Annotated in this window: 13 protein-coding genes; 12 read left to right on the top strand and 1 reads right to left on the bottom strand. The window is 47.7% G+C overall.

Features of this window, described 5'->3' with window-relative positions:
* The first annotated feature begins 17 nt into the window (after window positions 1–17).
* From flgE to L3V32_RS17890, 9 genes are read left to right on the top strand one after another with little or no spacing between them, the layout of a single operon-like run.
* A complete protein-coding gene (flgE, locus tag L3V32_RS17850; RefSeq protein WP_046873843.1) occupies window positions 18–1,214 on the top strand; it encodes a flagellar hook protein FlgE in 1,197 nt (398 codons plus the stop codon).
* Window positions 1,215–1,226: 12 nt separating this feature from the next.
* Window positions 1,227–1,958: a flagellar basal-body rod protein FlgF gene (gene flgF / locus L3V32_RS17855; protein ID WP_006741308.1), complete on the top strand. Its 732-nt coding sequence runs from the start codon at window positions 1,227–1,229 to the stop codon at window positions 1,956–1,958.
* Between the two features lie 27 nt (window positions 1,959–1,985).
* Complete coding sequence (flgG, locus tag L3V32_RS17860; protein WP_005395297.1) at window positions 1,986–2,771, top strand: flagellar basal-body rod protein FlgG; 786 nt, start codon at window positions 1,986–1,988, stop codon at window positions 2,769–2,771.
* 32 nt (window positions 2,772–2,803) lie between these two features.
* Entirely contained in the window at window positions 2,804–3,475 is a 672-nt protein-coding gene (gene flgH / locus L3V32_RS17865; RefSeq protein ID WP_005395295.1) for a flagellar basal body L-ring protein FlgH, read from the top strand.
* Window positions 3,475–4,596: a flagellar basal body P-ring protein FlgI gene (locus tag L3V32_RS17870; protein ID WP_031780462.1), complete on the top strand. Its 1,122-nt coding sequence runs from the start codon at window positions 3,475–3,477 to the stop codon at window positions 4,594–4,596. Before flgH ends, L3V32_RS17870 begins: the two co-directional genes overlap by 1 nt.
* A 10-nt stretch (window positions 4,597–4,606) precedes the next feature.
* A complete protein-coding gene (locus L3V32_RS17875; protein ID WP_005395292.1) occupies window positions 4,607–5,155 on the top strand; it encodes a rod-binding protein in 549 nt (182 codons plus the stop codon).
* On the top strand, window positions 5,156–6,529 hold the full coding sequence (flgK, locus tag L3V32_RS17880) for a flagellar hook-associated protein FlgK (protein WP_005395291.1): 1,374 nt from the start codon (window positions 5,156–5,158) through the stop codon (window positions 6,527–6,529). It abuts the gene before it with no gap.
* Between the two features lie 11 nt (window positions 6,530–6,540).
* Entirely contained in the window at window positions 6,541–7,440 is a 900-nt protein-coding gene (gene flgL, locus L3V32_RS17885) for a flagellar hook-associated protein FlgL (RefSeq protein WP_074189795.1), read from the top strand.
* Between the two features lie 17 nt (window positions 7,441–7,457).
* Entirely contained in the window at window positions 7,458–8,498 is a 1,041-nt protein-coding gene (locus L3V32_RS17890) for a hypothetical protein (RefSeq protein ID WP_012842382.1), read from the top strand.
* A gap of 88 nt (window positions 8,499–8,586) precedes the next feature.
* On the opposite strand, the gene L3V32_RS17895 is transcribed toward L3V32_RS17890, so the two are convergent.
* Window positions 8,587–11,217, bottom strand: coding sequence for a DUF2339 domain-containing protein (locus L3V32_RS17895; RefSeq protein WP_374270130.1), 2,631 nt, complete (start codon window positions 11,215–11,217; stop codon window positions 8,587–8,589).
* Between the two features lie 447 nt (window positions 11,218–11,664).
* Here L3V32_RS17895 and L3V32_RS17900 point away from each other — a divergent pair, with 447 nt between their 5' ends.
* From L3V32_RS17900 to L3V32_RS17910, 3 genes are all read left to right on the top strand, one after another.
* Window positions 11,665–13,464: a sodium:proton antiporter gene (locus tag L3V32_RS17900; protein WP_203347666.1), complete on the top strand. Its 1,800-nt coding sequence runs from the start codon at window positions 11,665–11,667 to the stop codon at window positions 13,462–13,464.
* 238 nt (window positions 13,465–13,702) lie between these two features.
* The gene (fni, locus tag L3V32_RS17905) at window positions 13,703–14,722 is read left to right on the top strand and encodes a type 2 isopentenyl-diphosphate Delta-isomerase (protein ID WP_237284828.1); all 1,020 of its coding nucleotides are present in this window, start codon (window positions 13,703–13,705) and stop codon (window positions 14,720–14,722) included.
* A 192-nt stretch (window positions 14,723–14,914) separates the two neighbouring features.
* The gene (locus tag L3V32_RS17910; RefSeq protein WP_005395285.1) at window positions 14,915–15,178 is read left to right on the top strand and encodes a DUF3012 domain-containing protein; all 264 of its coding nucleotides are present in this window, start codon (window positions 14,915–14,917) and stop codon (window positions 15,176–15,178) included.
* Window positions 15,179–15,191 lie beyond the last annotated feature (13 nt).

Consider the following 15,191-nt stretch of genomic DNA (forward strand, 5'->3'; position numbering starts at 1 on the left):
AAATCAGAGGTCTTTTTATGAGTTTTAACATCGCACTAAGTGGTCTGGACGCGACCAACACAGAGCTAAACACAATCAGTCACAACATTGCCAACGCATCAACGTATGGTTTTAAAGGTGGCCGCACAGAATTCTCCGCAGTATATAACGGCATGCAACCTGGTGGTGTAGAAGTCGCGTCAATTTCACAGAACTTCGACAAAGACGGCAGTATCTCAGGAACTGGCCGTGCGATGGACTTGGCGATCAACGGTGGCGGATTCTTTGTCACTAAAGACAATATGGGTCAAACGCTATACACGCGTTCAGGTGTATTCGCGACAGATAAAGATAACTTTGTTACCGCTAACAGTGGCGCAAAACTGCAAGGTTACAGTGTGGATAGCAACAACAACCTGATGACAGGCTCTGTGGGCAATATCCAAGTATCTACGTCATCACTGAATGCAAAAGCGACAGACGGTCTTGATTTTGTTGCAAACTTTGATGCAAGTGCGTCTGCCATTGATAAAACGGTAACGCCGTTTAATCCGGACGATCCAAACTCATTCAATTCGTCTTACACCACAAAAGTCTATGACTCGCTGGGTAACTCGCACACGGTAACCCAGTACTTCACTAAGACCGCTTCTAACTCTTGGGAAGTGAATGTTCAAGTGGATGGTGGCGCAACACCAGTGACAACGGTACCAGTAACGTTTGACAAAGACGGTTCGCTTTCTTCACCGACGGCTCCGTTTAATGTTTCATTCCCTGCGGCAGGCGCAAACGCGATGAGTGTCGACATTAACTTGAAGGGCAGCACGCAGTTCGGTGCGAAATTCGGCGTAAGTACTAACAGCCCGAACGGTTACACATCCGGTGAGCTTGCAGGTGTACGCGTTGAAGGTAATGGCATGGTTTACGCGACCTACACTAACGGCCAATCACAGCTGCAAGGTCAAGTTGTACTTGCAGACTTCGCCAACACACAAGGTTTAGCAAAAGTGAGTGGTACGGCATGGACTCAAAGCTTTAGCTCTGGTGCGCCAATCATGGGTGTCCCTGGTTCAGGTACGTTGGGTGATTTAACCCCAGGTGCGCTAGAAGGTTCTAACGTTGACCTAACCAGTGAGCTTGTGGCGCTTATGACCGCACAGCGTAACTACCAAGCAAACGCGAAAACCATCTCTACCAGCGACAAGCTAACTCAAGCTTTGTTTAACGCGGTGTAATGGGAGTTTTGCATGGATAGCTTGTTATTTACTGCAACGTCAGGTGCGAGTCGAGTTCTTAAGGCTCAGCACGTGCGTTCAAACAACTTATCAAACGCTGATACTGCTGGCTTCCGAGCGGATATGGAGCGCGTGCGCAGTGTAGAAATGCAAGGCCCAGGTTTTGATGGTCGCACTATGGTTGTGACCAACTCTGCCTCAACGCGTTTTGATTCTGGCGACATTATGAAAACGGGACGCCCGTTGGATGTCGCCATCATGGGTGAGGGTTATCTTGCTGTTGAAACTCCTGCGGGTAACGAAGCGTACACGCGAGCGGGCAATATCCAAGTCGACACTTTTGGAGCCATGACCATCAACGGTTTTCCTGTTCTTGGTGAAAATGGGCCTTTGGTTGTGCCTGATTATCAAAAGATTGAAATCAGCGAGCGTGGTCAAGTATCCGTGATTCCGCCAGGTGGTGGCGCAGAAATCGTCGCGGGAACGTTGAAGTTGGTTAAACCAGAAATGAACCAACTTCAAAAAGAGAGTGACAGCCTACTGCACAGTGTAGATGGCGTGCCATTCGCTGCCGATGAAACCGTGCAACTTTCTCCTGAGCACATTGAGGGCAGTAACGTATCTGCCATTGATGAGTTGATTAGCGTGATGTCGTTAACGCGTAACTTCGAGATGCAAGTTCGCATGATGAAAACGGCCGAGACGTTGGCACAAGCTGGTAATAAATTAATGGCGGCGAGATAAGTCTCGCCCCGCAAGGAGTAATAAAAAATGCATTCAGCATTATGGGTAAGTAAAACAGGCATGGCAGCGCAGGACACGAAGATGACTGCCATTTCTAACAACCTAGCGAACGTAAATACAGTTGGCTTTAAGCGTGACCGAGTTGTATTCGAAGACCTTTTCTACAGCATTCAGCGTCAACCTGGTGCTCAAGTAGATCAAGTTAACGAATTGCCAAGTGGTATTCAGCTAGGTAGCGGTGTTCGCGTAGTCGGCACGCAAAAAGTGTTTACGCAAGGTAACACTCAAAATACAACACAAGAGTTGGACCTTGCCGTTATGGGACAGGGTTTCTTTCAAATCGAAAACTCGGATGGACAGATCATGTACACACGTAATGGTCAGTTCCATGTCAACTCTGAAGGCTTGATGGTTAATAGCCAAGGCTTGCCGTTAGAGCCACAAATTCAGATCCCAGATAATGCCTCTTCATTCTCTGTTGGTGTTGATGGCACGGTAACAACAACGACGGCGGACGATCCAACGCCACAGCAGCTTGGTCAAATCACGCTCGCAAAATTCATTAACCCAGCAGGCTTAGAGGCCGTGGGTGGTAACTTGTTCCGTGAAACGGAAGCCAGCGGCCCGGCAGATGAACTGATTGCTGGTGAAGATGGCGCAGGCCTCATCAAGCAAGGTGCATTGGAAGGTTCAAACGTACAAGTAGTGGAAGAGATGGTCGACATGATCACGACTCAACGTGCGTATGAGATGAATGCGAAAGTGGTCTCTGCTGCAGATGACATGCTGAAGTTTGTTTCGCAATCAATGTAAGTATGAAATTGGTGATGATGAAGGAAAAAGCAATGAAATGGCTTTCTAAGAGTTGGGCAGTAGCCGCCGTGTTGCTGGTGGGATGTGCCGGCCGTCAGGAATTTATTCCGCCTGAGCCAAATGCCGAGGAATACGCACCACCAACGCTCGATTACACGTTGCCGGAAACCCAGTCTGGTAGCCTTTATCGTCACCAATACACGATGACCCTGTTTCAGGATCGTCGTGCTTACCGAGTTGGCGATGTGTTAACGGTTCAACTATCAGAAGAAACCTCATCGAGCAAAAAAGCGGGTACTAAGTTTGGCAAAAGCTCAGCGGTTAACTTCGCGGCGCCGACCATAGGAACGAAAACGTTCGATGAGTTAGGGGTTAGTGTCGATGGCAGCCGCAACTTTGATGGCAGCGCTTCAAGCTCACAGGGTAACAAGCTACAAGGTGCTATCACCGTAACGGTACACGAGGTGTTACCTAATGGTGTATTGCGTATCAGTGGCGAAAAATGGCTGCGCCTTAACCAGGGAGATGAGTTTATTCGTCTCACTGGCATTGTTCGTGTGGATGATATTAATCGCAGCAACCAAGTTTCTTCTCAACGAATTGCTGATGCACGAATTACCTACGCAGGTCGCGGAGCTCTGGCTGACAGCAACGCAGCCGGATGGCTAACTCAATTCTTCAACAGCCCATGGGTACCTTTCTAATGAAGACAATGCAATCTTTCTTTACGTCTTTCCTATTGGTGTTGACCTTGGGATTACCAACCACTTCACATGCTGAAGTGGAAATTCCGATCATGGACTTGGTCGATGTACGCGGCATTCGAGAAAACCAATTGGTTGGTTATGGTTTGGTGGTTGGCTTAGCTGGCCAGGGTGACCGAAACCAAGTGAAATTTACTTCTCAATCTATCACCAACATGCTTCGTCAGTTTGGGGTTCAAATTGATGACAGTATGAACCCTAAGCTACGAAATGTGGCTTCTGTGAGCGTGACAGCAACCGTTGATCCAATGGCGGGCCCCGGACAAACTTTGGACGTGGTCGTGTCTTCAATTGGTGACGCGAAAAGCCTCCGTGGCGGTACGCTATTGTTGACGCCTTTACGCGGTATTGATGGTGAAGTGTATGCCATTGCACAAGGAAACGTCGTGGTGGGCGGTTTATCTGCAGAAGGGCGAAGTGGCTCCAAAGTCGAAGTTAACACGCCAACGGCAGGTCGCGTCCCGAATGGCGCGACGTTAGAGAGAGAAATCAAAACTGATTTCAACCAGCGTGATGAAGTCACCTTAAACCTGCGTAAACCAAGCTTCACGACGGCAAAAAATATCGCGCGTGAAATTAACAATACTTTTGGGCCTAACGTTGCTGTTGCGATCAATAAAGCGCGCATTGATATGCGCGCACCAAAAGATACCCAACAGCGCGTAGTGATGATGTCGATGCTTGAAGAAATGAGCGTCGTGGAAGGCCGCAAGCCGGCTCGAATTGTCTTTAACTCTCGCACGGGAACGGTCGTGATCGGTAAGAGTGTCAAAGTGAGTGAGGCGGCAGTGAGCCACGGCAACTTAACCGTGCGAATTTCTGAATCACAACAAGTCAGTCAGCCAAATGCGTTTGCAAATGGCGATACGAAAGTCGTTAACCAAACGGATCTTGATGTGAACGAAGATTTAGCTCAAATGGTGATTTGGCCTCCAGGCACGGAGCTCAACACTATTGTGACTGCGGTAAACAGCTTAGGTGCCACACCTACTGACTTAATGTCTATCCTGCAAGCACTGAGCGAAGCGGGTGCATTGAACGCTGAATTGGTCGTGATTTAAGGAGTTAAGGATGAAACTAGACAGTACCAATGAACAAACTCAACTGAATTCGATGCTGTATCACGACAACAGCGCACTTGCCAACATCAAGCAGAGTCGAGATCAGGAAGGCGCGCTTGAAGTAGTAGCGGGTCAATTTGAGGCGATGTTTTTACAAATGGTGCTGCGTCAAATGCGCAGCAGCAGCGATGTTCTAGCGGATAAAGACAGCCCGTTTGCGAGCCAACAGCAAGGCGTTTTCCGCGATATGTACGATGGGCAACTGGCAATGGAACTGGCAAAAAAGCAGAGCTCCGGCATTGCCAATATGCTCATCCAGCAACTTAGCCCCTCTATGCGCGAAGTCGCCTTTGATGCTGCGCGTAACATCTCATCTGCAAATGATGGTAAAGGTGCGAATTCTGAATCTATCTCACAGCTTGATGCTAACGAGATTGAGGGGAACTCAAGCTTATTTAATACCGCCTCTCAAGCCGTCGCCTCTGTAAAACAGGTGCTCGGTGAGGCCGGTATGACTACCGCGTTTTCTCAGCCGTTGATCAGGAAAATGGAGCTGTAAATGAACCTAGTTAATATTGCCCTTTCAGGTTTAGGCGCGAACCGCGTGGCCTTAGACGTAACGGCACAAAACGTGGCGAACGTGAATACTGTGGGCTATAGCCGTCAACAAGCGTTGATGGCATCAGTTGATGACGGAAAAGCCAACCGCTTAAGCCCTGGTTTAGGGGTAGAGGTCACCAGCATTCGCCGCGTTACAGACCAATTTCTGATTAAGCAAACGTGGTCAACTAACAGTATGGCGGCGTACGCTTCTGGTTACACCAGCAACATGAGCCAATTGGAAAATACGCTAGGGGCCGATGGCTTCAGTATTTCTGCTGGTTTGGACTCTCTAAACGCTGCGCTTAACGATGCCACGGTTAAGCCTGAGTCGATCCCTTACCGTCAACAAATCATCAACGAATCTGAAGCGTTGGCACGCCGCTTTAATACGCTGACCGAGTCTTTGCACAATCAACATAAAGATATGAGCGATCAGCGTAATGCGGCACTCAACCACGCGAATAGCCTCATGGAAAACATCGCGAAGGTAAACAAGCAGCTGGTTGAAATGCAAGGAACAGGCGGCAACCCATCGCAACTTATGGATGAACGAGATAAATTGATCGGCGAGTTATCTCAAACCATCGAAATCAGAACAACAGAACAGCCTGACGGCAGTGTTCAGGTAACGTTGACCTCTGGTCAGCCACTTGTGATGGGCACGGACCATGGCAAACTCGCAGCCGTTCCAGACCCTAGTGACCCTTACGTAGCAGACTTACACGTAACATTCTCAAGCCAAAGTTTTGCGATTGGTGACTCTCTTGGTGGCAAATTAGGTGCGATTAACGATTATCAAACCGATGTATTAAAACCAAACCAATTGGCTTTGAATGACATGGCGAAAGCGTTAGCGGATGAATACAACGCTGTGCTCGCTACTGGACAAGATTTAAATGGTAACCCAGGTAAACCATTGTTCAGTTACGACCCTGCCAACCCAGCGGCAAGTTTGGATATCACTGAGTTAACTCCAGGTGAGCTTGCGTTTTCAAGTGATGGTACGCCAGGTAATGCGGATGTGTTGCAGTCGTTGATTAATTTAAGCAACAAGCCTGTTTCTGTGACTGGCTATGGCTCTGTGAGCTTGAATGACGCATTTAGTTCTATGGTGGGTCAAACCGCGATTAAAGCACGCCAAGCAGACGCCGATTACCAAGCTAAGTTAGCCATGAACAAGCAAGCACATGCGGCTCGTGACAATGTGAGTGCCGTTAACAGTGATGAAGAAGCGGCTAACTTAATGACGTTTGCTAATGCACACAATGCCAACATGAAAGTGATCAGCACAGCGAATCAGCTGTTCGATTCTGTATTGCAGTTATTCTAAAGGAAACCCAGATGCGAATCAGTGACAATCAATTTAGCCAAATGATGCTGCAAAGCCTGCAAGGTAACAATGCAGGTCTGGGGCACGTGCTACAACAAATGACGACAGGTGAGCGTCTAACTAAACTATCTGACGATCCAATGGCATCGATTAAGCTGCTTAATTTGGACCGTGAAAACAGCGCCATCGCCCAGTATCAAAACAATATCGCAAACGTCAAAACCACGCTTTCGAGTCAAGAAACACATTTAGACTCAGTGAAAGAGAGCCTAATGAGCATGCGTGATATTGCATTATGGGGCGCGAATGGCTCACTGACTGATCAAGACCGTACCGGTATGATCACGGAGCTAAAGAGCTATCGTGATTCAATTGAGTCGTCTTTCAATGCTCAGGATGAAGAAGGGCACTACCTATTTTCAGGCACCAAAACTGACACCCCTGCTATAAACAGTACAAGCGGTAGTTATGTCATAGAGGGCAACAGCGATAAACGTGTCGTGACGATTGCGAAAGGCGTAACGATGGATTCCAACATGACGGCAAAGGACATTTTGGACCTTGGTGGCGGCAAAAACGTACTGGATCAAATTAACAATCTAATTACAGAATTTGAGAACCCGAGTCCGAATTTCCAAGCTGAAGTGGACGCAAGCCTGAGTGCCATTGATGATACGTTGGCAAGCGTACTTGGCACGATGACGGAGATTGGTGGCCGACACAATAACCTAGATTTGGTTGGCGGTGCTCATGGTGAGAATAAACTGTTCGTCGATAAAGTATCAGGTGACCTCTCAGCTCTGGATTACGGTGAAGCATCGGTACGCTTGAGCAATTACATGGCGGCTTTGCAAGCAACGCAAGCGAGCTATGTAAAGATCAATGATCTATCGTTGTTTGACCGTCTATAAGGTTAGGAAGTTCTTTTATGGTAATGAGTACAGTAGAGGTTAGACCCCATAGCATACGCTTGGGTGGGCAAGAACAAGCCTCTATCATGCCGACCCGTTCTGCAGACTCAAGTACTGCAATTAAACCGCGCCCGGCGCAAGTTCAGGCTGACACTGCGTCAGCCTACTCTGTCTCTGGGATTCAACTGACCCAAGGTCAGCAGCAAGCGACGGCAGTGCAGATCGCATCGAAATCGTTGCAGGTGATTGGCAAAGAGCTGACTCAAATTAAACGTGGTTTGACGCAAGCGGTGAATCAAGGCGTGCAAAATGTACCTGGCTTGCAGGATACATTGGTTCGTTCTAAAGCCACCATTCAGAACGTTGTGGAGCATGCTCGTTTCGACGGCCAGAAAGTGCTCAACAACGAACTGCATTTAAAGCTAGATAAAGCAGACATTCGTCGCTTTTCTATTCCTGGCTTGAACGTGCATCGCTTAAGTGACAAGGCTGAGCAAATTCGTTTGGATTTCCCTCAGGGTCAAGCGGTAATGATTCAGTTCGATGGACAAGCCGATGGTGCTCGAACTGTCAAAATGCTTGACCGAAGCTTGATTGCTTTAGGGATGCGTGCCTCATTAGCTGACGATGGCAGCATTTTATTTGAAGCCAGAGACAACGCTTATCAGCAAATGCAGCAGAAAGTGATGGTCACGGGCGAAGGGCACCGTTTTCCTGCGGGCCAGCCGAACGTTCTAAATCTAAAGTCAGAGCCAGATGGTATTGCAGAACTTGGGTTTGATTTGGCGTCACGCGATGGTATGAAACAGACGATTGCCAAAGTGAACCAGCACCTAAGACAAGTGCAAACGAGCTTGCAGGAAGCGAAAGCATTTCATGGAGAGTTGAATACTCAAATGCGCTCAATTCAAAATAAAACCGCGCAGCTTTCTGTGGATGATGTGAATGCAAAACTGGATGGTTTTGTGCAGAAGTCTGGTGAGTTTACCTCGACTTTTCAAGCGTTGAATGCACAAGCAAACGTGCGTCGTCATACGGTTGTTGCGTTGCTAAAATAACGAACACTCCAATGATTCCCGGCTTTGCATCGCTATCGCCCCCCAATAACGAGAACGGTGCATTGTCGGGAATCTCTCTTTAATTCGTTTATGGTTCGAGTGCTTTTGCCACCGAGCGATTCAATTTCTGGAATAACCACCCAAGCGCGATTAAAGATGCTCCTAAACCTAAGAAGCTGATTGCTCTCCAGAACCCATCCAGAGAGCTAACATCCCATAAGAATACTTTTAGTGCGACAAAAGCTAAAACCACTAGACCCACGCGCTGCATCATCAACCCTCTGTGTGTCACACCGCGCCAAGTAAGCAATCCACCCACGAGCAAACCTGCTACTGAATAACTGAACAGTTCTGTCATGCTGGTCGGTTGGTACAACATCATGGATGTGGTTTGCCAGAATTGACGGATAGACATACCTAACCAAATAGCAGCAAGTGCAAAGCCTAGGCTAGCAACCGCAAATCGATGAACCTGTAACGTATTCCAGCCTCTAAAGGTTGCGATAAGTAGAATGCAAGCTGGCAGCAACCAGCCGACGCTTAGCATATTAATGACGGGAAGTGCTTGTGCTGAGACGTTGTCAGTCACCAATGGCGACTCTGCCGTATTAAGCAAAGTTATAAGCAATGCGAAGGCACACCAAAGCAGGTAGCTGTAGGCTTCATAGATGCGGCTTAAGCGTTGTGCAAATTGGCTACGGTAGCTGTACACCAAACCCATAACCAACGCTTGGTTAGCAAAAACGATGGCGCTTGTGAAATCAAGGTGTCCTAAATAGCCGTACTGCCCAGTTAACCAGTAGTTGGTTTGGGTGAATAGCGCCATTAAGAATACATGCAAAAATGCGCCTTCAAACCAGTTGGTCAGTTCGAGGTCCACTTGCTTTAGCGTTGCTCGAGCATAGAGCAGGATGATGAGAGACGGTAGGTAACTCACAATAACCCAAGCCCAATGTCCTGCTTCTACGGGTTGCCATTCAGGGATGAAGGGTAAAAGAGTGAGGCGGATGACCAGTATCCCCATCGCGACTTTAATCGCCCAACTTGCGGGGCGAAATACCCCTGATTGCGTCTGCAACGCCATTACCGCAACTTGTATCGAGATTGCTGTCGTCAACCAGGTATCGCTTAACCAAATAAAGGCGACGCCTGCGATTAAAGCGTGCATGACGGCAGAGCATTCCAATGCTAGCGAATGTAAGCGTTGACCAAGTACAACGTAATAAACGGTCACCAATGCGCAGAATGCAGTCCAGTGCCACAGGTAGCCTTGCATAAATTCGTCGACATAAAACAACGTAATCAAACTCATTGCTGGAGCCAGTACCAACAGAAGTACGCCGCTAAGTTGCGATCGGTCACTGAGTGACTGGCAATAAGTTCGACAGCAGATCAGTGCAATACTGGTGGCCAATGCGAGTAAGATACTGGCACCATGTTCTGGCATATACAAAGCGTCAAACGCGACAGTGAGGACAACAAGTGCGGTCGCAGAGACCAATATGGAAGGCAAAAATACGCGCAATGACCAACCTGTGCGAACCGCTGGGAGCCATACTGTCGCAACGAGCAGCGCATAACAGTACACCATTTGTAGTGTGTCCAATTCTGGCATTCTAGTGACAGCCGAAAAGGTCAATAACGCAATCGCGAGAGAGGTAGCGGTCGGCGGATTTGTCCACTTATTCTGGCAGTGATGATAACGAGGATTGAGTGTCCAACCCAGTCTTGGAACGGCGAAAATAAGATAGAGCGTAATTGAGAGATAAATAGCCAGCCAAGAAAAAAGCGTCTCAAGCGGCATGCTTTCAATGAGCAACAGCATCCAAACAACATGTGGAAGCGCGATGCTTGGAGAAACCCATGCACTACGCACTTTTTGCATTAGCAATGTTGCCGCGACCGAGATCGCGCTGATATACCCAGCTAATAAGAAGTAATTAGGCTCGCTTCCACCAATCCATAACGGTGCGGTATATCCACCAATCAGACCAAGCACCGCCATCAACGGCCCTTGCTGTAAAGATAGAGCCAAGCTACAAAATGCAGCAGCGGCTAAGATGATAAGCGAGACACTAGGCGTCAGCATTTGATAAACAACAAACGCAAAGATAACCGTGCAGTAAATGCCAGTTAGCCCGGTTCCGGTAACGGCGGCAGGCACATAAGTAAAGCCTTGGGCTCGTGTTGCTCGTTGAGGATTTTGTTGTTCTTTGCGGTGGAACCATTCGCCAACAAGCACCATAAGTAACGAGAGTACAAACGCAAAGGACACACGCATAAGTGGCGAAAACTCAATGTGACTACCAATAACCTGTACGAGATACCCCCCACCAATTAGCATTGCCAGCGCGCCCACCCAAACCAACCAGTTTTCTTGAATGTTGCTAAACAGACTCTGCACTCTACTTGGCAATATAGACTCTTGTTCTTGACTAAAAACGTCCAGTTGAACTTCGCTTGTCTGGTATTGAGCTTGATGTGTTGCGTTTGGATAAGATGCTCGGTCGGTAATCGGGTCATGCTCCTTAGAGGATGAGGAGTTTGCCTCTTTTGTTACTTCTTCAACACTGGATTGTTGGCGCGTTGGTTGGTTCGAGTCCTTATTTAGACTGACTCGCAGTGATGTTACCTCTTCACGAAGTTTGGTTAGCTCTTTTTCTAAAAGTGCTGCTCGGTTGGCGGCTTTCACTCCGATGAGGATGGCGAGCAATGCCATGAATAGTGCTAGTATTACGTACAATCCATTTCTCCTTGCGTACGTCGCGTGACACACGATTCTTAACTTTGAGCACGTACGCTAAAGCTTAGTCCAAGCGCTTTGCCTTAGCTTCATATAGTGCTAGGTTCCGCGCTTTCTTTAAGAATCATTCTACATAATGAAACTCAATGCGTAATGATGAATTCGACAAAGCGACATACTTGTGTGTCACTTTAAGATCTGATGAACAGAAATGAGTCGTTAAGTCATTGGGGTTCAACTATATTCATAATTCTGATGCGATACCCAAGTGACCTCAAAAATGTGCATTTCAGAGGCATGCTGTCGAAGAGTCGAAGGTAAGCCGTTTAGTCTGCATGCCAAGTCATGCTTATTGAACTGCACGCCCGAGGTTATTTGGGTATAGCGTATTCACGCGAAAAAAGACAAAACGGGTAATGATTAATGCAAGTGGGTAATGAAGCGCTGGTTCTATCAGCGGTTGGGGTCATTGGTTTAGGTTGTCAGTGGTTGGCATGGCGATTGCGCTTACCAGCGATTTTATTTTTGCTGCTAGCCGGGTTGATTGTCGGGCCATTTATGCAGTGGTTAAATCCAGATGAGATTTTAGGGAATTTGCTCTTTCCGTTGGTTTCATTGGCGGTTGCGGTGATTCTTTTCGAAGGCAGCTTGACCCTAAACTTTAAAGAAATTCGCGGTGTGAGTGGCTCAGTCTGGAGTATCGTTTCCATCGGGGCCATCATTTCGTGGGCAGCAACCAGTATTGCGACGCACTATTTCCTCGGTTTTACTTGGGAGCTCGCCATGTTGTTCGGCAGCTTAACCGTGGTAACAGGTCCGACGGTGATCGTGCCACTTCTTCGGACGGTAAGGCCTAACAGTACGCTTGCTAATATTTTGCGTTGGGAGGGGATCTTGATTGATCCACTCGGTGCGCTTTTTGTTGTGATGGTTTATGAGTTCATCGTATCGCACAGCGCGATAAATAGCGTCGAAGTGTTCGGGACGCTCATTGCCGTGGGCGTCATTCTTGGTGCGGCCTCCGGCGCAGCAGTCGCAACGATTATGCGCCGTGCGTGGCTACCGGAATACTTGCAGCCATTTGCGGTTTTGATGATCGTGCTCGGCGTATTTTCCGTCTCCAACCATATCGAGTCTGAAGCCGGATTACTCACGGTTACTGTAATGGGTATGTGGCTTGCCAACGCAAAGGGCATCAATATTCAACAAATTCTGCACTTTAAAGAGCACTTGACCATATTGCTGATCACCGGCCTATTTATTTTCCTTGCTGCACGCATTAGCTTGGATGATTTTGCTGCGCTGGGTAGTGGCGCGTTATTGCTGTTTGTATTTATGCAGTTGGTGTCGCGCCCGTTGTCGATTTTCCTCTCAACCATCCGCAGTAACTTGAGACTTAAAGATAAACTGTTTCTGTCTTGGGTTGCACCGCGCGGTATTGTCGCTGCCTCTATTTCGTCTCTTTTCGCTATCAAATTGACCGAATACGGTATTGATGAAGCGATTTTACTGGTTCCTATGACCTTCATGGTGATCATCGGAACGGTTGTTTTACAAAGTGCAACGGCACGTCCTGTCGCATTGATGTTGGGCGTCGCGGAGCCAGCGCCACGCGGCTTCTTGTTGATTGGTGCTAACCGAGTAGCAAGAGAAATTGGTCAAGCGTTGGCACGCTATGACCGCCGCATATTGATGACCGATTCTAACTGGGAGTACATCAGTCAAGTTCGTATGTTGGGGCTGGATTACTACTACGGGAATCCGATTTCTAGTCACGCAGATGACAATTTGAACCTGATAGGGGTGGGACAAGTAGTTGCATTAACACCCGACCAGCATTTCAACATTATGGCTTGCATGCAATTCGTCGACGAGTTTGGTGAAGATAAAGTTCACTGCTTGCAAAAAGTGAAAACCAACGGCAATGGTAGCGAGAAGCACTCCGTGGCTCAGGAGTACCACGGTAAATTGCTGATGGGCGGTAACGTAAGCTATACCCAGCTGGCCAGTTTGTTGAGCCGCGGTGCAGAGATAAAACACACGAAATTGAGCGACAACTTTACGTATCAAGACTATTTAGCGCACCACAAAGGGAACTCGGTAGTGCCGTTGTTCCACGTTGAAGAAAAAGGGAAAATTCAATTCTGTGATGATCCTGAGCAGTTTGCTCCAACCACCACAAGCACCGTTGTGTCTCTGATTCTGTCAGAAAACGCAAAGTAAATTAGAGAAGTATGCGGCTCTTTTTATCGTGTTTTCTCGCACGCTGATTACTTCAACTTGGAGAAACACTCGCCTGCTTGTTTAAAACAGAAGGCGAGTTTCTCTTTCTATAATGTCAGAGTAAGTCGTGATTCATTACTGGTTTCGGAAAAGTAATCTCGTGAATTCAGAAAATTCGCATTGACGTTACTGATAAGGATCGCAATACTGCGCGACTGTTTTACTTTAGGGTGACATTATGGCTCCGCAAACTAACCGAAAAGATTTACATCTAGACGCTGTTTTACATCATGACATGAGCATGAAGCATAAAGCGGCGGGCTTTGAGTCTGTCGAGTTTGAACACTGCGCGCTGCCAGAATGTGACTTTCAGGCGATCGACCTGTCGACAGAGTTTCTTGGCCACCGACTAGCGCTGCCGTTTTTGATTAGCTCGATGACAGGTGGAGCGAAAGACGCTGAAGTGATCAATTGTCGTTTGGCTGAAGCTGCCAGTGAATTAGGCATTGCGATGGGCGTGGGGTCGCAGCGTATTAGCTTAGAAGAGCGCCAACACGCAGGTCTAGGTAAAACCATTCGTGATTTAGCCAAAGATGTGCCGCTTTATTCCAACCTTGGAGCCGCTCAATTGCGCGACAAAGGTAAACTTGATAATGCGCAGCGTGCGGTTGAATCCATTCAAGCGGATGCGTTGTTTGTACACGTAAACCCAGTGCAGGAAGCGTTTCAGAAAAATGGCGACCATAATTGGATTGGGGTCTTACACGCTATCGAGCAGCTTAAATCTCGCGTGAATGTTCCGATCATTATTAAAGAAGTCGGTTTTGGTATTAGTGGTCACGTTGCGCAGCGATTGGTTGACGCCGGTGTGGATGCCATTGACGTAGCGGGCGCGGGTGGCACAAGTTGGAGCGCGGTTGAAGGCTATTGCCAAGATAACCCGAAAATGCAGCGTGCAGCCGAGCTTTTCCGCGATTGGGGCATCCCAACGGCAAAATGTTTGACTCAAATAAGAGCACAGCATCCTACATTACCTTTGATCGCCTCAGGTGGTGTGCATAACGGACTTGAAGCGGCGAAAGCCATACATTTGGGCGCCAATCTCGTTGGGCAAGCGGGCGCAGTCTTGAAAGCGGCTACCATAAGCACTCAAGCGGTGGTCGAGCACTTTGAGCAAATGGCGTTAGAGTTACGTTTAGCATGTTTTGGCACGGGGTCTTCTAAGATCAGCGCATTAACGCAAGCGCGCTGCCTATAGGTGTTTATGGTGTCGTTTACGCAGCTTGGCTCAATAATTTTTCGGTGTCTTAACACGTAGACTGATAATTTCGTTATAGTTGATACAAAAGTCACTTCAACAAGTGACTGCTTAGTTCAGACAGTTGAATGGGCATTTGTTGAAGCGATTGAGTTTTATTTTAATATTGTTTGCAACTGGAACCTTAAATTTATGAAAAAACTAGTCATGCTGATGTTGGCGGCTTCTGCTTTAACCGCTTGTAGTGATGAAGTGGGCACTGAAGGCTGGTGTAACGACATGCGCGATAAGCCAAAAACAGAATGGACAGCAGACAACGCAGTAGACTTTGCGAAGCACTGTGTTCTTCAAGATGGTGTGGGCAGCGAGCAATGGTGTGAGAACTTGAAAGATAAGCCAAAAGGTGACTGGAGTGCAAACGAAGCCACCAGCTTTACTAAGCACTGCATTTTCTAAGCACTACACTTTC

It is taken from the genome of Vibrio sp. J2-4 (genome assembly GCF_021728155.1).
In the GTDB taxonomy this organism is placed as follows: Bacteria; Pseudomonadota; Gammaproteobacteria; order Enterobacterales; family Vibrionaceae; genus Vibrio; species Vibrio diabolicus.

Bases quoted from the DNA above. Each gene is read 5' to 3' on its own strand.
- flgE (WP_046873843.1), top strand. From the start codon at position 18: ATGAGTTTTAACATCGCACTAAGTGGTCTGGACGCGACCAACACAGAG.
- flgF (WP_006741308.1), top strand. From the start codon at position 1,227: ATGGATAGCTTGTTATTTACTGCAACGTCAGGTGCGAGTCGAGTTCTT.
- flgG (WP_005395297.1), top strand. From the start codon at position 1,986: ATGCATTCAGCATTATGGGTAAGTAAAACAGGCATGGCAGCGCAGGAC.
- flgH (WP_005395295.1), top strand. From the start codon at position 2,804: ATGAAATGGCTTTCTAAGAGTTGGGCAGTAGCCGCCGTGTTGCTGGTG.
- L3V32_RS17870 (WP_031780462.1), top strand. From the start codon at position 3,475: ATGAAGACAATGCAATCTTTCTTTACGTCTTTCCTATTGGTGTTGACC.
- L3V32_RS17875 (WP_005395292.1), top strand. From the start codon at position 4,607: ATGAAACTAGACAGTACCAATGAACAAACTCAACTGAATTCGATGCTG.
- flgK (WP_005395291.1), top strand. From the start codon at position 5,156: ATGAACCTAGTTAATATTGCCCTTTCAGGTTTAGGCGCGAACCGCGTG.
- flgL (WP_074189795.1), top strand. From the start codon at position 6,541: ATGCGAATCAGTGACAATCAATTTAGCCAAATGATGCTGCAAAGCCTG.
- L3V32_RS17890 (WP_012842382.1), top strand. From the start codon at position 7,458: ATGGTAATGAGTACAGTAGAGGTTAGACCCCATAGCATACGCTTGGGT.
- L3V32_RS17895 (WP_374270130.1), bottom strand. From the start codon at position 11,217: ATGGCATTGCTCGCCATCCTCATCGGAGTGAAAGCCGCCAACCGAGCA.
- L3V32_RS17900 (WP_203347666.1), top strand. From the start codon at position 11,665: ATGCAAGTGGGTAATGAAGCGCTGGTTCTATCAGCGGTTGGGGTCATT.
- fni (WP_237284828.1), top strand. From the start codon at position 13,703: ATGGCTCCGCAAACTAACCGAAAAGATTTACATCTAGACGCTGTTTTA.
- L3V32_RS17910 (WP_005395285.1), top strand. From the start codon at position 14,915: ATGAAAAAACTAGTCATGCTGATGTTGGCGGCTTCTGCTTTAACCGCT.